Source organism: Falsochrobactrum ovis, assembly GCF_003259955.1.
In the GTDB taxonomy this organism is placed as follows: Bacteria; Pseudomonadota; Alphaproteobacteria; order Rhizobiales; family Rhizobiaceae; genus Brucella; species Brucella ovis_A.
Map to the genome: position 1 here is coordinate 142178 of NZ_QLMK01000003.1, position 19746 is coordinate 161923.

The window sequence follows — 19746 nt, forward strand, 5'->3', positions numbered from 1 at the left end:
CCGCGGTCCGCGGCGGCAGTGATGTCTGCTGTTGTATTTATCGTTTGTTTCGGACCGATCGATGTTAACAGACAGAACTCAGGTCAAATGGAATATCAACAACTCGGAACACCTCTCACCCTCTTATTGCTAACCCTTTTCTTCGGCGTAACTTTCATTATTACCGTTTCAATTGGACGAAAGAGAGAAAATGCCGACAATTACATGACTGCTGGTAATGCCGTTGGCTTTGGTATTTCGGCAGCTTCAATGACCGCCACCTGGATTTGGGCATCGTCGCTTTACGCTTCAGCCACATCCGGCTTTACCTATGGAGTTTCTGGACCGATCCACTATGGCCTTTGGGGCGCGCTGATGATCTTATTCATCTATCCGTTCGGCAAACGGATTCGCAGCTTGGCACCCCACGCCCATACGCTGGCCGAGATTCTTCATGCTCGTCATGGTCGTTCCAGTCAGCTTATCCTTGCAGGTTCTAATGTATTGGGCAGCCTGCTCAGCCTAACTTCTAATTTCATTGCAGGCGGTGCGCTTATCGCCATGCTCTCGCCGCTCTCTTTCTCCACCGGCGTATTGATGATTGCTACTGGCGTCCTCCTCTATACAATCTGGTCGGGCTTACGTGCTTCGATTCTGACCGATTTCATACAGGTTTGTGCGATGCTTGGAGCTGTCGTCATTGTGGTTCCGGCAGTGTTTTTCTTTGCGGGCGGCCCAGAAATTTTCGTGACTGGCGCAAATAATCCGACCCCACAACAAAAGGATTTCTTCTCCTCCGACGCCTTTTTTAATCAAGGTGCGCCCTATATTGCAGCAGTTTTGGCCTATGCGATCGGTAACCAAACCATTGCACAACGATTGTTTGCGGTGCGCGAGGACAAGATCAAGGCAACCTTCATTACCGCCACTGTCGGTTATGGCGCGACTGTCATCGGCGTGGGCATGCTTGGCGTAATGGCGCTATATCTGGGCGTTGAGCCAATCGACGGCGATGTCAATAATCTCGTGCCACAACTGGCAGCAAATTATCTCGGCGTCGGTCTGCTTTGCTTGTTTTTCGTCATGATCATCGGTTCATTGGCGTCGACGGCAGATAGTGATCTTTCTGCACTCTCGTCGATCATGATGACCGACATTTATGGTCGCAATATCGCTAAACCTGGCAAAGCCAACCCCAAAACCATGTTGCTGATCGGCCGTATCACGATGATCATTGCAACCGCAGTTGCTCTTTTCATTGCAAGTAACCGACTGAATATTCTTGAACTTTTAGTTCTTGTCGGTGCTATTTGGGGAGCTTTGGTCTTTCCGGTCATCGCAAGTTTTTACTGGAACAAGGTGTCGAACAAAGCCTTTACAATTTCAGTATTGGCGGCCCTTGCTGTGTTTTTCCCCGTGCGCTTTGGTTGGATCGAACTAACCGGCTCCCTAGCTGTGATTAGTGATTTCTTTGCGGTCATTGGCATCGGCGTGATTGCGGGTCTGATGGCGTTTGGCTTCTTTGGCCGCCGCGCGGGCACTGCCATTGGTGTAATAGCTGCTCTGATCAGCCTTCCACTGGGTATGGGCTTCCTGCATCAATATACGGTCCTTAGCGCGTCATTACTTGCTTATGCCATTAGTGCAGTACTCTGCGTGGGGATCTCTCTGGCAGGAAAAACTGATTTTGACTTTGATCAAATTGCTCAGAAAACTGGCAATTTTGATGCAACAGTCGCTTAACCAAGGAGTATATTGTGGATAGTCTTATGTTGACACTTTATGTGTTGATCTGGCCAGTTGTCGTGGGCGGTGTGCTTTACACGCTTGTTCACGCTTTCATGCGCGAAGTTCATCAAGCGCGCAGCGAAGGCCGGCCCCTTATTTAATTGATAATCGCTTATTGATTTATAATATTGAGCGCGGTCGGCGGTTCAAATGAGCTTCCGATCGTTGCTCGCATAATGGTTTTAAACGCTCATTCGCGATCAATATCTCGACGAAGCACGACCGTTGTGGTCAGATCTTTCACCGCTTGGTTCGCAGCTATCCGATCACGTATGTGATTGAGATTATCGATGGAAGAGCATTCAAGCTCGACGAGCATGTCTAACTCACCGCTAAGAGAAGATACGCGACGCACATTTGCTTCTTGCGCCAAAACGTCCAGCAACTCCAGTGCGGGCGTCTTTTTCAATGTGATCAACAGGATCGCTCGGACAATATTGGCATCAATTTCGCCAATATCGGCCCGATAACCGCGAATGGTTCCGCTTTTCTCAAGATTGGCCACACGTTGACTGGTCGCGCTGCGCGACAGTCCAATATGAGCCGCCAGCGCTTTCATTGCTATGCGTCCATCGCGAGAAAGTATCGAAAGAATTTCTCGGTCTTTTGCGTCAAGCTTTTGCATTTCAATTCTCATAGATTTTGAAGGCAAAATGCCGGTTTATTCCGACACTTTGCCGGTCATGCCGGTATTATGCTTAGTGCCTCAAAATGCAAACCGTGCCAAGTTATTGAAATCAATCACACGGATTTCTGACATGAATGATCTCTCCCAACATACGCCCGATGTTTCTGTAACCGAGGCGGAAAAACTTGCGCATGATCATTTTGGTATTGCCGCGCAGGCAACGACGCTTGAAAGCGAGCGGGATCGCAATTTCCGCTTGGATATTGAAGGCGAGCCCAAATGGGTTTTAAAGATCATCAATGCTAGTGAGCCAGAGATTGATAGCGCTTTTCAAACGGCACTTTTGCAACATCTTGCCAATGCTCAGTTAGACATTGCTGTACCACGTTTAAAAACCAGCAAATCCGGCGATTTGCTTGTTAGCGCTCTTACGGCGGACCAACAAACACATTCCGTCCGCTTGGTGGAATGGCTGCCAGGAACACCACTGGCGAAAGCCGAGCGCAACTTTGCGTTAATGCACGCACTTGGCAGCGCCCTTGGCAAACTCGACCAAGCGCTTAAAGGCTTTATCCATCCCGGTGCATTGCGCGATATTGATTGGGATCTTCGTCACGCTGGCCGGGCTCGCTCGCGACTTCATTTCGTTAAAGATCCGGCAAAACGTGCAATTTTAGAGCGGTTCCTCAACCGTTTTGAGCAAAACATTGTGCCCGAACTTCCGTTCCTGCGCGCACAGGTCATTCATAATGACGCCAATGACTGGAATGTTCTCGTTAATGAACAAGATCACTCGGAAATTGCCGGAGTAATCGATTTCGGCGATTCCGTTCACACGATCTTAATTGCAGAAGTTGCTATCGCTTGTGCCTATTCTATTCTCGGCACGGAAGACCCGATTGGCGCGGCAGCTGCTTTAACTGCCGGTTTTCATAAAAACTATCCGCTGCTTGCAGAAGAATTGGAAATTTTGTTTGACCTTATCGCCATGCGATTGGTTACGAGTGTCACCATCTCCGCATCTCGACGTGATTGGACTGATGACAATCCTTATCTTGCAATTAGCGAAGCGCCCGCATGGGAATTGCTTGAAAAACTTGATGCGATGAATCCTCGCTTTGCGACAGCAATCCTTCGCAAGGCATGTGGATTTGATGCCGTTTCAGGCGCCAGCACGGTCTGTAGCTGGCTGCAAGCGAATAAAAAAACATTCAAACCGGTAGTAAATCCAGACGCTTCGACATTGACGAAATCAATTGTCCCATATGGTGATCCCGATCATGAGATGACCATTGCATCCGCTCAAGAACGTGCGCATGATGCAACCAAATGGTGGAACGATTTCTGCAACACCCATGGAATAGAGCTTGGCGTCGGCCCCTGGGGCGAGGAACGCAGTGTCTACACGGATGTCGCCTTTCAATCACGGTTCATTGAAGGCAAACGACGCACCCATCATCTGGGTTTGGATCTGTTTATGCCCGCGGGGACGCCAGTTTATACGCCCCTTGCGGCCACAGTAAAAAGCGTCGGAATAGAAAAATCACCGCTCGGTTACGGCGGATTGATAGCGCTGGAACATGCGCCCGACGGCTGTCCGCCTTTCATCACTTTGTGGGGGCATATGGCCCACGAAGCGCTAGAGCGAGTTATGCCGGGGCAAAAATTAGCGGCTGGCGATCTGGTTGGTTTTATCGGTCCGATCAGTGAAAATGGTGGGTGGACGCCACATCTTCATTTGCAAATTTCTACCGACACATCATTGTCAGCAGAAGAAATTCTGGGCGTTGGGGAAAGTGAATATCTGGATGTTTGGGCAGATATGTTTCCCGATGCATCAATTCTTGCGGGCATTCCGCCCGAAACCTATTTTCAAACAGGGCGAGATCGAGCTGATATTGTAGCTAAGCGGCGCGAAATTCTGCTTCCTAATTTATCCATATCCTATACGGACCCGATCAAATTCGTACGTGGCGATGGCGTTTGGTTGATTGACAATTATGGCAGAGCCTATCTCGATTGCTTCAACAATGTCTGCCATCTAGGCCATGCGCATCCCGAAGTGGTCGAAGCTATCACGCGTCAATCGGCGCTGCTCAATACTAACACGCGCTATCTGCACGATAATATCGTCGACTATGCCGAGCGCTTGACCGCAACTTTGCCAGATGAACTTTGCGTCGCAGCCTTTGCCTGCTCGGGTAGCGAGGCGAACAGCTTGATGCTGCGTATGGCCCGTAATCATACCGGCCGCAATGACGCAATTGTTCTCGACTGGGCCTATCATGGCACGACGCAAGAACTAATAGATTTAAGCCCTTACAAATATAAGCGTCGTGGAGGCAAAGGCCGTCCGGAACATGTTTTCGAGGCAAGCATTCCCGACAGCTACCGCGCCCCGGAAGATTGGCCATTGCAAGAACATGGCAAGCGCTTTGCCCAAAGTGTCGCCGAACAAATTGACCTCATGCGAAAAAGCGGTCGTTCGCCTGCGCTATTTCTTGCTGAATCCATTCCAAGCGTCGCAGGCCAAGTATTTTTGCCAGAAAACTACCTCAAAGAAGTCTATGCTATGGTTCGTGCGGAAGGCGGACTTTGCGTAGCCGATGAGGTGCAGGTGGGTTTCGGTCGCATCGGCACCCATTGGTGGGCGTTTGAAATGCAAGATGTCGTTCCAGATATAGTAACTATGGGTAAGCCAATTGGAAATGGACACCCCATGTCTGCGCTCGTCACCACCAAGGAAGTGGCCGAAAGCTTCAATAATGGCATGGAATATTTCAATACTTTTGGCGGAAACCCGGTTTCTTGCGCCGCTGGCCTCGCAGTTCTAAACATTATTGAGCGCGATCAGCTCCGCGAAAATGCTCTCTCCGTCGGGAATTATTTAATCGCTGGTTTCAAGGAAATGCAAAAGCGCTTCGATATTATTGGCGATGTGCGCGGTCAGGGCTTGTTTCTGGGAATTGAGCTTGTGACCGATCGCAAAGCCAAGACGCCAGCCTCGGCATTGGCAAAAGCAATCAATGATGGCGCTCGGGAGCGGGGCATATTGATCGGAACTGAGGGACCGTTTGATAATGTATTGAAATTAAGGCCACCAATGATTTTTAGCAAAGCCAATGCTGATCATTTGCTCGATGTCCTTAACGATAGTTTCATCGCCGCATTAAGTTAATCTGGCTTTATCAGCTGAGTCTTCCGCAAGACTCAGCTAATCATCTTCTGGGGCTCCTTCGGGGTAACGTGTTTCCTTTTGGGTAATAAGACGCGACGAACGATGCCCGCTCAGGAAAGTCCACAACCAACTGGATGCGACCGCCAATCGGCTTCGGGTTCCGATTAAAAAATAGACATGGGCCAGTCCCCATATCCACCATGCAAGCCAGCCTTTGAGCTGCAATCTTCCAAAATCAATCACTGCGACGCTTGGGCCAATAGTCGCGAGATTGCCTTGATGTTTGTAGCGAAATGGCCGCGGTGGTTTTTGATTGGCTAGCCTGCATCGAATGAGCTGAGCCACATAGTGACCCTGCTGTTTCGCGGCAGGAGCAATACCGGGCACCGGCTTACCCTCTTCTGTTAAGACCGCAGCCGTATCGCCAATAATGAAAATCTCTGGATGGTTTTCAATCGTAAGATCGCCCTTCACCTCCGCCCTGCCCGCTGGACCTTGCGCGGCCCCAGTCCATTCTGCTGCGCTTGAAGCTGCAACCCCCGCAGCCCAGATTACGGTTCGGCAAGCGATAAATTCATCCCCGATTACAATACCGTTTGCATCACACGCCGTCACCGGTGCGCCCAGTCTTACATCGACCTTCATTTTTCTGAGTTCATTGGCTGCATAAATTGATAAATTTTCTGGGAAAACAGGAAGCAGTCGAGATCCTGCCTCAACCAGAATAACACGGCTCTCACGCGTATCGATTGCGCGAAATTCCTTTACCAACGTGCGTTGTGCGAGCTCTGCAATGATACCAGCCAGTTCGACCCCAGTCGGACCTCCGCCCACGATACCGAAAGTCATCAAGGCACGGCGCTCATGTTCGTCGGTGGTAAGTTCGGCTCGTTCAAAAGCCAAAAGCAGGCGTCGCCTTATGGTCGTGGCATCTTCCAATGTTTTGAGACCGGGCGCAAAAGGCTCCCATTCATCGTGCCCGAAATAGGCATGTCGGGCACCAGTGGCGAGAATGAGTGTATCATATTCAATTCTGCCCCCATCTTTGAGCTTAACTTGCTTAGTATCGACATCGACCCCAACCACCTCGGCCAGCAATGTGCGTATGTCCGGCCTGTCACGAAACAAGGTCCGGATCGGCCAAGCAATCTCGGAAGTCGCCAAGACGGTTGTGGCAACCTGATAAAGAAGTGGTTGAAAAAGATGATGATTGCGCTTGTCGATGATCGTTATATCAACCGGGGCGCCTGCTAGATCCCTCGCGACTTGAAGGCCAGCGAACCCGGCCCCTACAATAACAATTTTATGCAATGCCATCTATACCTCTCCTTCGGCACTTGCCGACACACTCATAACCGCAATAACTCCTCCTCTTCTTGATAAGTTGCTTCTATAATTTGGTCCGGCGATCAGGCCAGCTAGATGGAAACCTATTGAAGACTGTCAATCGGACAAGCGTGACCAGTCATGAGATAAATGATCGCGACACCGATGCGTCAACTTTTCTGCAACCACTGGGCGCAAAATCTCTTTAAGATCAGAGCAACGGCCTATAAGATAAATGCCTATGCGAGCGATATTCGCATAGGCACTTATTTTCGGGAGTAATCAACTATGTTTGGCGCTCCAGCCCGGCGATGGACTTGTGTTGACCATCCATGGAATACCAAAACGGTCGACTAATGAACCAAAGCCCGGCGACCAAAACGTTTCTTCAAAAGGCATGTTTATTTTTCCATTTTGAGAAAGCTCACCAAACCATCGCCGTGCCTCCGACACGTCATCGGTATGAATTGTTACGTCAAAACCGTTCTTTGGCTTATCAATATTTGGCGCCCATTGAATGTCCATGTCGGCTCCCATTAAGGCTTGGTCGCCTATTTCAAGCCAACAATGCATCAGCCAATCCTTATATTGGGCATCGTCAACCGCCATGGTCGGAGGCATTTCGCTATAGGGTAAAGCGGCAGTAATAGTTCCGCCAAAAACTTTGGCATAAAATTCAAATGCTTCGCGGCATTGCCCCTGAAAGCTGAGGCTCGTTACTATTTTCATCATCTCCTCCTATGATCAAACCGCTGACATCGTGCAACTTGACGATAGCAGCTTAGCTTGATATCAACGTATAGACTTGGGAGATGTCAACTAACGAAATGCAACAAAGAGACGAGCTGAGTTTTCAAACAACCCTTTATGTACGGGACAATTGCCTTTGTCTGCATGTGCAACGGGGAGCGCGAGCACTTGCGCGATTATTTGATGTCGGGATGAAGCCATTCGGCATCACAAGCGGTCAATTTTCGCTTCTGATGTCGCTAAACCGTCCTGAACCTCCTACTCTTGGTAGCGTCGCCAGTCTTTTGGCTTTAGATCGCACAACTTTGACGGCCAATCTCAAGCCTTTAGCACGCGCAGGCCTCATTGAAATCAGCACCGATCTCCATGATAGGCGGGCGCGTCGCCTTCGGCTTACGCCCGACGGCCTAAATGTGCTCAAAGAAGCTACGCCGGTCTGGAAACAGATTCATACCGATATTGAAAAGAACCTAGCCAACCCCGAGTATTTACGCTCGGAGTTGAATCTTCTTTCCCAGCTTGCTTGAAGAGCTAAGCTTTTCGCAATGGCCGGTCGTCGATGCGCGGCAAGAACCAAGTAAGAACTCCCGCTAGGGGCAAAAGAGCACAGAGTTGAAAGACGCGTTCGATCCCTAACCCATCGGCAAGGCTGCCTAAAAGTGCCGCTGCAATTCCGGCCAGACCAAAGTTCAGCCCATAGAACAATCCACCAATCAGGCCAATTCTATTGGGCACCAATTCCATCGCATAGATAAGAATTGACGCAAACGCGCTGGCCATGATGAGATTGATGACCACCGTTAGAACACCCGTCCAGAAGAAATCGGCATAGGGAAGCATGAGCGTAAATGGCAGCGGCCCCAGCACTGAAATCCATATGATGCGATATCGCCCGATCCTGTCGCCAAGTATCCCACCCAGAAGGACGCCGACAGCAGCCGAAACCAGCAACACGAACAACATCAGTTGCGACGTGGAAATCGAGACGTCAAACCGGTCAATCAGATAAAACGTATAAAACGACCGGAAGCTTTCCACATAGGTATTCTTTGAGAACATCAACAATCCAAGCACGATTAGGCCAAAAGTGATTGTTTTTGTTGAGTGCTGACGATGGCTAGACGCGCCACCCGCAAGCGCCGCTTTGGCTGCCGCGAACTGATCACGAATTTCGGCATGTTTGCCGCCCGTCCACACCATCAATGCCATTGCAATAAACGCAAAAGCAGAAAACCATGCTAGGCTGACTTGTCCGCGCGGAACAATTATAAGTGCCGCCAGCAGCGGCCCAAGCGCTCCGCCGGCTTGACCTCCGACCTGAAACAATCCTTGAGCAAGCCCCTGTTTGCCGCCAGACGCATAACGCGCCATCCGCGTCGCCTCCGGATGGAATATGGATGATCCGATACCGATACAGGCAACTGAGATCAGAATAAATTCATAGCTTGAAGCGAAAGCCAGGCCCAAGAGTCCGGCGAGCGAAAACGTCATCCCAATAACCGTTGAATAGGGCATCGGATGCTTGTCGGTGTAAAACCCGACTACCGGCTGCAACAGCGATCCAGCAATCTGGAATGTGAGTGTAATCATCCCGATTTGCATGAAATCGAGCGAAAAACTGTCCTTGATGATCGGATAAATGGCCGGGATTAGCGACTGTATGAGATCATTGAGAAGATGGGTGAGACTGAGAACCAGCAGGACAGCCATATGAGTGGTGGGCCGGGCAAGAACCGATGTTTGCTTGTTCATTTTCGCTTACTTTGCTCTGGTCAATCCCGAACCCCGTTCGGTCTTAATGTTGTAATTTTCAATTAACGCCATGAGTTCCGTCATAGCCATTTACTATTGGCGGTAACCAGCCTTCGGGCAAACCCACCGGTTTATAAATCTCAACTTCAAGCGGATAGCATTGAGCATTGTCTGAAGAATGCTCTGTCGAACAATCGCCGCCGGGACAAGCCGACATGCAACCAATGAGATCGATTTCAGCAAAAAATTCGAGATAGTCGTCCCGACGAACCGGGCTTGCCTTCATGAAATATTGTCCAGTGTCGCGTGTAAAGCCTGTGCACATGAAAACATTGAGCACGTCATGGATATGCTCACTGGCCTTTTCCAGCGACATGCCGGTTTCGATCGCAAAAGCTCGAGTGAGGTTGGAATGGCAGCAATGATGATACTGCCCGCCATTGCTCAAAAGATTATGAGTATAGGGATCGCATCTTGTCCCAATCACGTCGTGAACAGACCCGCCATATTCGTCATAACCATACCAATCGAGCGTATCATGAGTTATGGTCGCGATCGGTCGGAGATAGGGGAAGTTAGAAAAAAGCTGGTCTCCGAGTCCTACATGAGAACCGTTAAGCGCCCGCGTCTTTCCCGTATAAAGCCGTTCGTTCAGATCATTGGCATTAAACAGGTTAAGATCGCCTACCTGTGGGCCATCGCTACAGACGATGCGAAAAAAATGCCCAGCTGGAACATGCCAGCAAGCAGCGTCACGCGGCGCGACCCTGACACGATTTATGATCTGAAGATCATCTCGAAGAGCGCGATATGCAGCAAGATTAGCGCGTGGCAATCTATCAACCGGATAACAGATAACCGGATTAATCGCCCGGCGAGCCGCCGCATCTTCCGGAGCCACAGTGATTGGCTGCGGTTTCATCCCTCCACCTCCCTCAATCATGCCCCCGAACGGGCCGGGCATAATCCTATATTATTATGAATGGGGGTACGCAGCCCGTTGAGCGAAGTCAATCGCTGTCTTGCTCTTCTCCTGCGGCTTTCGCCGAAAGCGCACCGCACAGCGAAGGGCGAAGGGCGAAGGGCGAAGGGCGAAGGGCGAAGAATGAGCCGCCACCATTGAAAAAATTGCAAAGAAAATTGAAACCGGACTGCTTGCGGCAGCCGCTAAATGGGGGCTGCCGCATCAGACTTGGATTTGGATTAGGAATCGACACTCCAACCGGAGATCTGTTTGGAGTCCATGAACTCCTCAAGTCCCATTACCCCGCCTTCACGAGCGCGTCCCGATGCTTTGATGCCACCAAAGGGGGAGCCTGCGCCACGCGATTCGCCATTCATTTCGATCATGCCTGCACGCAATTTCCGACTGAGCCTATTGCGACGCTCGCCATCCTGCGATTGAACGTAGTTGGTCAGACCGTAAATCGTGTCATTAGCAATTTCGACAGCCTCGTCTTCACTATCAAATGGAATGATCGAAAGAACAGGACCGAAAATTTCCTGACGAGCGATGGACATTTCGTTATTCACATCGGCAAACACCGTGGGGCGAACAAAATAACCGCGATTGACGCCTTCAGGTAGGCCCGGACCACCGGCAACCAGCCGAGCTCCTTCATCAATACCTTTCTGAATCAAGTCCTGAATCTTGTCCCATTGCGTCTTACTGACCACCGGACCAATATGTTTGCCCGGCAAATGTCCAGAGGCAACTTGTGTTTCTTTTGCCACGCGGGCGGCGGTCTCAACTGCCTGGTCATAAATCGAACGCTCAACCAACATTCGCGTTGGCGCATTGCAGGACTGACCAGAATTGTTGAAGCAATGACGGGCACCGCGAACGACTGCTTCGGAATCAGCATCGGCGAAGATCAGATTGGCACCCTTACCGCCAAGCTCCAGGGTGACTTTTTTCAGAGTATCCGCAGCGGCTTTGGTAATAGCGATGCCAGCCCGGGTTGATCCGGTAAAGCTGATCATATCGATATCTGGATGGGTGGAAAGCTGGGTTCCGACACCCGCCCCGTCGCCATTGACCATATTGACCACGCCCGCTGGCACGCCAGCCTCGTGAACAAACTCCATAAACAATGCCGAAGAAAGTGGCGCGATTTCAGATGGTTTCAAAATGGCGGTATTACCGCCAAGCATGGCAGGAATTACTTTCAGCGTGACTTGGTTCATTGGCCAGTTCCATGGGGTAATCAGACCAACCACGCCGACCGGCTCCCACGCCACCATCGTAGTCGGCGCATGATCGCCCAATGGAGCAATGAACTTGAAGTTTCGAAAAGCTGTAATGAAGTTTTCAATATGCTGGGCACCCACGCCGACCTGATCGGCAAGCGCCATATCCTGCGGAGCGCCCATTTCCATGGTCATGGCCTCAGCCATTTCCTTGGCACGGCGCTTATAGATTTCAAGAATTTTTTCGACATATGCCAGACGCTCGGAAGGCGAAGTCTGCGACCAGCTTGGAAATGCTGCCTTTGCCGCCGCAACCGCGCGATTGGTATCATCCTCCGCCCCAAGGCTGATAACGGCCACTGCCTCTTCCGTGGACGGGTCGATCACTTCAAGATCGTTCGGACGCACCGGATCTACCCAAGCTCCCCCGATGTAAAATTTACGCTTATCCAATAATGCGGCCATGATGTCCTCCTTCTGGTCGCGGTATACCGCCCATGGGCAGCCGACAATGACGACTGCCCATGGCACTTGTATCATGTCATTTTATGATTTGGCATAAAACCGTACAATTTCCATCTTTGTAATAGCTGTGCCATCTTATTCATTTCGTCGGAAATCGAATAGGCACGAAATCCACCTCTATGCCTGCAGCAAAAACATCGATCGAGATTAAAAGTTTTAAACACAACTATTATGTCGGGTGATGCAGTTTGTTAAAACCGACGCCCCCCGTTTCGAGATTATGCTTGATATTTCTCCAGAATTTTGGAGCCGATCTCTACACCAACCGGAAATACCGACTGCGTGGCAAAGTAAATTAAATATTGCTAACGATTAAATTAATCGAACATCTGGCCTTGTAAAAATAAGAACCATCGCTTATATTGAGTGTATCGATTTTGTTTCTGAATGTATCTGGGCCGACTGCTCAATTTCTTTCTTTCAATCTCGTGTAATCAGGCAGCGGATAGTTCCGCTTTATGTCAACCATGCGAAATTGAAAGGAATTCAATATGGCAAACGGTACAGTAAAATTCTTCAACACCACCAAAGGTTTTGGTTTCATTCAGCCCGATGATGGTGCTGCAGATGTATTCGTACATATATCGGCTGTTGAACGCTCAGGACTTTCGAGCCTTCACGAAGGTCAAAAAGTGAGCTTTGAAGTTGTTGCAGACCGTCGTTCAGGCAAGTCTGCCGCTGAAAATCTTCAGGCACTTTAATTAGTGTCTTAAATATTGTTTCCAATCTGTGACCACGGATGTACTGGCGCAGATTGTTGAGACGATTGGAAGGTCGGGGAATTCCCGGCCTTTTTTTAACCGTTGGAAGCGCATTCCGACCAATGTGACACGGTTTTCGGACAAGTTGCGCGTCAATCCGTCTCCGGCTCATTCAATAAAAAATTGATGCGCCTGAACGATGAACGAAACGAGGTTCGAATGAATAGACCCCGGACGGAGTATCTCAAAGCCGCCGCTTCTTTGAACGCTAGTGCGGCTGAAGTTGAGAAGGCTCGCCAGCAAATGTCGCAACCTTCGACTGACTGGAGCAAGCTTGCCAATATACTCCGCCGTTCTGGTGGTGGTTCTTCAAGAACGCGTTCGCAACGCTTTTAACGCATTGCTTCCCTCGAGTATCAGAAGCAGCGCTCTGACCATTGATAGGAAATGGCAATGCAAAATCAAAATAATCCGGGCTTGAATAAAGACAATCTCTTTAAAAAGCCGCTCACTCGCATGGAGAGTAAACACGCCGAAACAGATCGCGTTGCGAGAGAAATTTTAGATAGCGAAAAAGCAGCCGCATCAGCAAAGACCAAGCGGCTTAGAGCAGCGCGTTTGGAACGGGCTGAACTTACCGACCCAATTCCCGCAACTCGGAAAAGACAATGATGTAGAATAAAGGTCTCCGTTACTACGATCATGTTTTTGAAGAGCATCACTTTAACAGTTTAGCAGCTGATGCTGTAAAAGGAGGTAACTTGCAAGTTATAGTACGTGATAACAATGTGGATCAGGCACTTCGGGCGCTCAAAAAAAAGATGCAACGCGAAGGCATATTCCGCGAACTTAAAGCACGTCGTGCGTATGAAAAGCCGTCGGAACGCCGCACACGAGAAAAAGGCGAAGCCATTCGTCGTGCGCGAAAAGACGCAAGGAAGAGAGCACAGAGAGAAGGTTTGCTACCCCGCCCCAAGAGGAAGTCTCTTCCGGCTCGTCCTAGCAGGCCTTCACCTACGCCACCTTCATCCTCGGATGCAGCAGCATAATAAATTGCTGCTTACTGAGACGATAGACTAATCCATTAAAGCACATTGCATCCGTTTTGGAGCAATGTGCTTTTTGCAATTAGCAAATCGTTGAGATAGCGCGCCACCACCAAATTGGAGCGTCATCGTTTCTTCATATATCCGTCATCTCACTGCAATGTTCGGACTTCAAAGCTCGCCTCGGTTTCAATTTGGTTCCGAGGTTTCTTATGAACAGACGTCCGATCACGCTGGCACTTTTGACAGCGCTTTCCGCTTCCGTGGCTTTTTCTGCCGCAGCCGAGCCGGTTTTCAACCGCATTGCATCATTTTCCGTTGTCGATAATCTTCCCGCTGGCGCTGATAAGTCAAAACCGACTTCCTCTGAAATCATCACTGTGACAGAAGATGGCAATACGCTGATTTATTCCGACAGCCCTTATGGTGCGATTGGCTTTATTGATATCACCGATCCAAAAACGCCAAAAGCGGGTGGAATTCTCCAAGTTGATGGCGAGCCTACTTCGGTAGCAGTCGCGGGATCACGCGTATTTGCTGGCGTGAACACATCGGAAAGCTATACATCCCCTTCTGGTCGTTTAGATATTATCGATATTGCGAGCCGAAAAATCGAAAATAGCTGTGATCTTGGTGGGCAACCGGATTCTGTGGCCGTATCAGACGATCAGAAATATCTGGCCGTTGCTATTGAAAATGAACGAGACGAAGATCTCAATAATGGAGAACTCCCGCAATTACCGGCCGGTTATTTGACTATTTTTAACATGCAAAACGGTCAAATTGATTGCGCGACCATGAAAAAAGTCGATCTCACCGGCATTGCAGAAATAGGCACTGACGATCCCGAGCCGGAATTTGTTTCATTTAATACTCTCAACCAAATTGCTGTCACGCTTCAGGAAAACAATCACATAGCTATCATTGATGCTGAGACCGGCGAGATCATCTCACATTTTTCTGCTGGTCATGTCGATCTTGACAAGATCGATACCAAAAAAGATGGCCAGATTACCTTCGATAGTGAATTGAAATCTGTTGCACGCGAGCCTGACACCATAAAATGGGTCGATAATGACCGTATATTGATTGCGAATGAGGGTGACTATAAGGGCGGATCACGTGGTTTTTCCATTTTCTCCAAAGATGGAAAGCTGCTCTATGAATCCGGGGCAACGCTTGAGCATCAGATTGCCGCCGCCGGTCATTATCCAGATAAACGCAATAAGAAAGGCATTGAACCCGAAGGGGCCGAAGTTGGTAAATTTGGTGAAACCAACTATCTTTTTGTTGCAAGCGAACGCGGATCCATCGTTGGCGTTTATAAAGATACGGGCAGTGAACCTGAATTGCTGCAATTGCTACCATCTGGCATTGGACCTGAAGGTCTGCTTGCAATCCCATCGCGTAATCTTTTCGTAACAGCTAACGAAACCGATCTTGGCGAAGATGGTGGCGCGCGTTCACATGTTATGATTTACGAATTACAAGATGCTCCTGCTCAATATCCGCAATTGGTTTCTGAATTTAGCCAGGAAGGAACGCCAATCGGATGGGGCGCACTCTCGGGCATGGTGGCGGATGAAAATAAGGACGGTATTTTCTATGCCGTTTCCGACTCGGCCTATCACGCAGCACCCACCATTTACACAATCGATGCCAATCAGCAGCCAGCGAAGATTACTTCGGCGCTTGTGGTAAAACGTGGCAAGGATGCAGCCCAGAAAATCGATTTGGAAGGTATCACAACCGATGGCGAAGGTGGATTCTGGCTCGCCAATGAAGGCGATCAAGCAAAACTCGTTCCGCATGCAATCTTCAATGTTGACGAGAGTGGCGTGATCAAGAAAGAGATCGCTCTTCCCGCGGAGCTGCTCAAACATCAAACTCGCTTTGGTCTTGAGGGTATCACCCGCGTTGGCGAAGGCGATGATGCCACTTTGTGGATGGTTATCCAGCGCGAATGGGCCGACGATGATGAAGGCCATGTTAAAATTCTTGCTTATAACATCAAAGATAAAAGCTGGAAGGCGGTTGCCTATCCTCTTGATCCGAAAGAAAAAGGCTGGGTTGGACTTTCGGAAGTGACCGCCCATAATGGCGATCTCTATATTATCGAACGGGATAATTTGATCGGTGCTGAGGCAGTAAACAAACGCCTTTATAAGGTTGCACTCGCCGACCTTAATCCCGTGGAACTGGGTGAAAATCTGCCAGTCGCTACCAAGGTTTTGGTGCGTGATTTCATTCCTGATCTCAAGCAGCTCAATGGTTTTGTGCCAGATAAGGTCGAGGGTTTTGCCATTACCAAATCGGGCAATGCCTTTGTTGTGACCGATAATGATGGCGTTGACGGCAGCAATGGTGAAACTCAGTTCTTCACCATCGGCAAGATCGACGGCTGATTGTCACATTCTTCTAAACTGGGACGCCGCGCATGAGAGCGCGGCGTTTTTACGCTTACATATTCACGAAAACCAGCCGGATCGGCGTGGTGCGACCCTGCCGTGAATTGCCGCTTCTACGCAATCGGAAAGACTGCCAAACCGCACAATCCTGCCAGATAGGCCGGGACCATAATGAGCATATTTCCCAGAATTCGTGATAAGGGCACGGGTCCTTATCGGAAACACCGGCTCTGAGATTGAGCACCAGCAGAGATCGGGTAAAAGTTGGACATCCATCATTTGCAGACGTTTAAACGTGCCGTCTTTTTGGCAAGCGTCGATAACTGAATGGCCCGCCGTGATGATGATCGCGGTTTGAGATTTGCGTGTCTGTCCAGCAAGTGCAATTGATAATCTTTCGGCAAAGGCGCGACATTCTTCAAGCGAGGCATGCGGACTGCCGATGGCCACCAGTTCAACCTCTTCCGGGCCTGAATTCAGGCTCGTCCATGCCTCTATCAGCTCGTTAGCAGAAATTTTCACGAAATCCGCATCCGCTGCCGCCGAGAGATGTGCCTCGGGTGTCACACCTTCAATATGCAGCATCGGTGCTGCTGATGTCGTGCCAAAGGCCGCACATAAAGCCTTAAGATCATCGCGTGAGGGTTGACCCGCTGCAAGACCACGCAAAAGCGGAATGCAATCGGGTGCTTTTTTGCCAGCGAGATAACCGACTACCGGCCAAAAACCATCATCCAGCGCGTCCGGCAAGTCTACATCAATAATGCGGGATGCTTTCCGATTTTCCTCAAGATAGACACCAGAATTGGGCGCTCGGCCTGTCAGAGCAATGAAAAGATCAAGAAAATCAGGATGTTTTGCCGTTCTCGCTCCTAGAACTGTGTTCGCAAATACAACGGCATTGGATTCCGCCCAAGCGATGGCGTCGCCCGTTTTTGGAGCGCTATCAAGCAAATAGGGTGAACATGTGAAACTTGGTTGGCACCCCATGCGGACATAGGCTTTTGCAAGTCGCGCTGCGGATTCTCCAAAGCCGACTGGAACGCCTTGGTTTTGCCAATTGGCCAAATCGACAGAAATCGCGTTCATTGTTGTGGGAATGCGCACTTTTGCTCCCATATCAGCGATTTTCTCGGCAAATATCAGATTGGCAGGGCTGGCATAAATGCAACCATCAATATGCCCCTGACGAACGTCAATTAGCCCTTGCGCGCCCTGTTGGTTGGCCATAGCGCAAATTATGCGCATTGCCTGACGAACGGCTTCCCCCTCTTCTCCAGCCAGCATTGCTTGGTCAGATGCGTTGAGATCAAGCGCCTCAAGCGCCGGTGCTTCAAGCGCCACCTTGATCTCATCCGCTTCAATCAAGTTTGGGCTAATTTTCAACTTCTGCACGCGCGACAAAAGCTCGAATTTATCAGGTGCAAGACGGATAACTGGAAGCGATTTTCCAAACATCTCGCTGCCAATCAATGCGCCCAGCGTCAATATATCTTCCGCTTCGCTAAAGATGAGTGCGGCGGGCGAGCGGTCTTTCAGGATCATATCAAGGATAACCCCTGATCCTGAACAGGAACCACGGCTGGTTGGCATGAACAACACGCTGCCCGTCAGGCAGGTACCATGCAACGGGTGATGCACATCGGTAACTTTACCGGTAGCCGGGTCAACGCCACCCCAAAAGCTCAGCCCTTCCTTACAGGAAATCACCGGCCCTTCTACAGAGCCGGTGAGAACTGCAATCGATTTTTCATGCCCCATGATGGCCTCCCCTCCATCGCTGCGAAACTGCCGCTAGGAAATCAGCGGCAATCTTTGGCGCACAAGCGTTGTCCAATAAGAGCAGCCCCAGGCAATAGCGTCATCATTAAAATCATATTTTGGATGATGCAGATTAGCACTGCTGCCGTTGCCAATATTGATCATGGCGCCTGGAACTTCGTTCAGCAAAAAAGCAAAATCTTCACCGCCAAGCGTTGCCGGCATATCGCGGGTTACGCGTTCAGCCCCTGCAACCGCCTCGGCAGCAAGCGCCGCAAGCTCAGTTTCACGCTCATGATTGACGGTCACAGGATAGTTGCGCTGATAATCGAGCTTGGCCTTTGCACCAAAAGCGTCGGCGATGCCCTGCACTGCACGAGCTAGGCGCTCTTCGATGTGATCACGCACCTCTTCGCGCAAGGTGCGCACCGTACCGGAGAGTTTGATTGTCTGCGGAATAACGTTAAACGCATCGCCGCCATGAATGGTCGTGATCGAAATCACCGCTGAATCAAGAGGGTCTATCGTCCGTGCGCTTAAAGTCTGAATTGCCTGGATAAGTGCCGCTGTTACCGGAATGGGGTCAACCGTGTGGTGTGGCGTGGCCGCATGACCACCGATGCCCTCAATCTCAATTTCTAGCACATCGACCGAGCCCATAATCGGACCGGAATTAATAGTGAAATGTCCAACCGGAAGATTGGGGCGATTGTGCATCCCGTAGACTTCGTCCAACGGCCAACGGCTTAACAAACCGTCATCGATCATGGCTTTTGCGCCTGCGCCACCCTCTTCGGCAGGCTGGAAAATAACTACGACTTTTCCATCAAATGCACGGCTTTTCGCCAGTTCACGAGCCGCACCCAAAAGCATAGTTGTATGGCCATCATGGCCACAAGCATGCATTTTGCCTGGAATTTTCGATGCCCATTCTGCGCCGGTTTCCTCAAAAATCGGCAATGCATCCATATCGGCACGCAGTCCAATCGTGCGGCCAGAATTATTCGTCTGACCATGAATAACCCCGACTACGCCGGTGCGACCGATACCAGTTACAACCTCATCCACACCTGCTGCACGCAATGCATCTGCAACCTTTTCAGCGGTGCGCTCGACATCATAAAGCAGTTCAGGATTCTGATGCAGGTCGCGGCGGAAGGCAATCAGATCATCGAGCTGGTTTGCAGTCCAATTTTCAACCGGCATTTTCAGCCCCTTTTTCATTTTCTGATGTTTCTAGACGATAGCGGAAATCGCAATGGCTTGCGCCCTGCATTATGGTCTGGGTGCGCTTGAGCTTCATATCTGGATTGTATCCGATGCAGAAATCACCGTCACGATTGCATGACAGTAGATGACCGATATGGCCAAGCCCCATTTCGCGATACATTTCCGAATAACGGCAGCGCGTAACATTGAAATCGAAATGCTCTTCGCTCTGCGAAATAACATCAATTTCAAGAGCGTTATCTTTGGTCCAAAGAGGCTGGATATCGACAAAATCCTGAATCGTCGGCGTGCGCCCTAGCTCTTCTGCAAAGCTTTTACCTTGCTGGATCGCCGAGCGGCTGATCGCCTCGCCAATGGAAGCCTGCGCTTCCTCCTCGCCTACGCGTTCGCAAAGCACATCATAAATATTCTTAATTACCATCGCTTCGATGCGGCGACGTTCGAGAATTGGCATCTGATTCATGGACCTGACCTTTCAGATGAT

At 49.9% G+C, this 19746-nt stretch carries 18 protein-coding genes; 9 read left to right on the plus strand and 9 right to left on the minus strand.

Annotated features, from left to right (window positions below):
* Window positions 1-21 precede the first annotated feature (21 nt).
* Both C7374_RS06275 and C7374_RS16230 read left to right on the plus strand, forming a co-directional pair.
* Window positions 22-1722, plus strand: coding sequence for a sodium:solute symporter family protein (locus tag C7374_RS06275; protein WP_210205083.1), 1701 nt, complete (start codon window positions 22-24; stop codon window positions 1720-1722).
* A gap of 14 nt (window positions 1723-1736) precedes the next feature.
* Complete coding sequence (locus C7374_RS16230; RefSeq protein ID WP_210205084.1) at window positions 1737-1868, plus strand: putative transporter small subunit; 132 nt, start codon at window positions 1737-1739, stop codon at window positions 1866-1868.
* Between the two features lie 89 nt (window positions 1869-1957).
* Here the strand turns inward: C7374_RS16230 and C7374_RS06280 are convergent, their stop codons facing one another.
* On the minus strand, window positions 1958-2392 hold the full coding sequence (locus tag C7374_RS06280; RefSeq protein WP_111574757.1) for an Lrp/AsnC family transcriptional regulator: 435 nt from the start codon (window positions 2390-2392) through the stop codon (window positions 1958-1960).
* Window positions 2393-2525: 133 nt separating this feature from the next.
* Here C7374_RS06280 and C7374_RS06285 point away from each other — a divergent pair, with 133 nt between their 5' ends.
* Window positions 2526-5573 (plus strand): aminotransferase class III-fold pyridoxal phosphate-dependent enzyme, encoded by a 3048-nt coding sequence (locus tag C7374_RS06285; protein ID WP_111574956.1) that lies wholly within the window; start codon window positions 2526-2528, stop codon window positions 5571-5573.
* Between the two features lie 36 nt (window positions 5574-5609).
* Here the strand turns inward: C7374_RS06285 and C7374_RS06290 are convergent, their stop codons facing one another.
* On the minus strand, window positions 5610-6890 hold the full coding sequence (locus tag C7374_RS06290; RefSeq protein WP_111574758.1) for an NAD(P)/FAD-dependent oxidoreductase: 1281 nt from the start codon (window positions 6888-6890) through the stop codon (window positions 5610-5612).
* 291 nt (window positions 6891-7181) lie between these two features.
* The gene (locus C7374_RS06295) at window positions 7182-7628 is read right to left on the minus strand and encodes a VOC family protein (RefSeq protein ID WP_111574759.1); all 447 of its coding nucleotides are present in this window, start codon (window positions 7626-7628) and stop codon (window positions 7182-7184) included.
* A gap of 98 nt (window positions 7629-7726) precedes the next feature.
* On the opposite strand from C7374_RS06295, the gene C7374_RS06300 reads away from it, so the two are divergent.
* The gene (locus tag C7374_RS06300) at window positions 7727-8176 is read left to right on the plus strand and encodes a MarR family winged helix-turn-helix transcriptional regulator (RefSeq protein ID WP_111574760.1); all 450 of its coding nucleotides are present in this window, start codon (window positions 7727-7729) and stop codon (window positions 8174-8176) included.
* A gap of 4 nt (window positions 8177-8180) precedes the next feature.
* Here the strand turns inward: C7374_RS06300 and C7374_RS06305 are convergent, their stop codons facing one another.
* From C7374_RS06305 to C7374_RS06315, 3 genes are all read right to left on the minus strand, one after another.
* Window positions 8181-9401 carry an MFS transporter gene (locus tag C7374_RS06305; RefSeq protein ID WP_111574761.1) on the minus strand — a complete coding sequence of 407 codons (1221 nt, stop codon included), beginning with the start codon at window positions 9399-9401 and terminating at the stop codon, window positions 8181-8183.
* A gap of 58 nt (window positions 9402-9459) precedes the next feature.
* Entirely contained in the window at window positions 9460-10323 is an 864-nt protein-coding gene (locus C7374_RS06310; RefSeq protein ID WP_111574762.1) for an urea carboxylase-associated family protein, read from the minus strand.
* Window positions 10324-10604: 281 nt separating this feature from the next.
* Window positions 10605-12056, minus strand: coding sequence for an aldehyde dehydrogenase family protein (locus tag C7374_RS06315; RefSeq protein WP_111574763.1), 1452 nt, complete (start codon window positions 12054-12056; stop codon window positions 10605-10607).
* Between the two features lie 551 nt (window positions 12057-12607).
* Here C7374_RS06315 and C7374_RS06320 point away from each other — a divergent pair.
* From C7374_RS06320 to C7374_RS06340, 5 genes are all read left to right on the plus strand, one after another.
* Window positions 12608-12817: a cold-shock protein gene (locus C7374_RS06320; protein ID WP_111574764.1), complete on the plus strand. Its 210-nt coding sequence runs from the start codon at window positions 12608-12610 to the stop codon at window positions 12815-12817.
* Between the two features lie 219 nt (window positions 12818-13036).
* On the plus strand, window positions 13037-13213 hold the full coding sequence (locus C7374_RS15895; RefSeq protein WP_158527806.1) for a hypothetical protein: 177 nt from the start codon (window positions 13037-13039) through the stop codon (window positions 13211-13213).
* A 57-nt stretch (window positions 13214-13270) separates the two neighbouring features.
* Entirely contained in the window at window positions 13271-13489 is a 219-nt protein-coding gene (locus C7374_RS06330; protein WP_111574766.1) for a hypothetical protein, read from the plus strand.
* Between the two features lie 89 nt (window positions 13490-13578).
* Entirely contained in the window at window positions 13579-13866 is a 288-nt protein-coding gene (gene rpsU, locus C7374_RS06335; RefSeq protein ID WP_111574767.1) for a 30S ribosomal protein S21, read from the plus strand.
* A gap of 209 nt (window positions 13867-14075) precedes the next feature.
* Window positions 14076-16268, plus strand: coding sequence for an esterase-like activity of phytase family protein (locus C7374_RS06340; protein WP_111574768.1), 2193 nt, complete (start codon window positions 14076-14078; stop codon window positions 16266-16268).
* Between the two features lie 63 nt (window positions 16269-16331).
* Here C7374_RS06340 and lhpI read toward each other — a convergent pair whose 3' ends face one another.
* From lhpI to C7374_RS06355, 3 genes are read right to left on the minus strand one after another with little or no spacing between them, the layout of a single operon-like run.
* The gene (lhpI, locus tag C7374_RS06345) at window positions 16332-18032 is read right to left on the minus strand and encodes a cis-3-hydroxy-L-proline dehydratase (RefSeq protein WP_111574769.1); all 1701 of its coding nucleotides are present in this window, start codon (window positions 18030-18032) and stop codon (window positions 16332-16334) included.
* A 33-nt stretch (window positions 18033-18065) separates the two neighbouring features.
* Window positions 18066-19238, minus strand: coding sequence for a M20 aminoacylase family protein (locus C7374_RS06350; protein ID WP_111574770.1), 1173 nt, complete (start codon window positions 19236-19238; stop codon window positions 18066-18068).
* The gene (locus C7374_RS06355) at window positions 19228-19725 is read right to left on the minus strand and encodes an L-2-amino-thiazoline-4-carboxylic acid hydrolase (protein WP_111574771.1); all 498 of its coding nucleotides are present in this window, start codon (window positions 19723-19725) and stop codon (window positions 19228-19230) included. The genes C7374_RS06350 and C7374_RS06355 overlap by 11 nt, the downstream gene beginning before the upstream one ends.
* Window positions 19726-19746 lie beyond the last annotated feature (21 nt).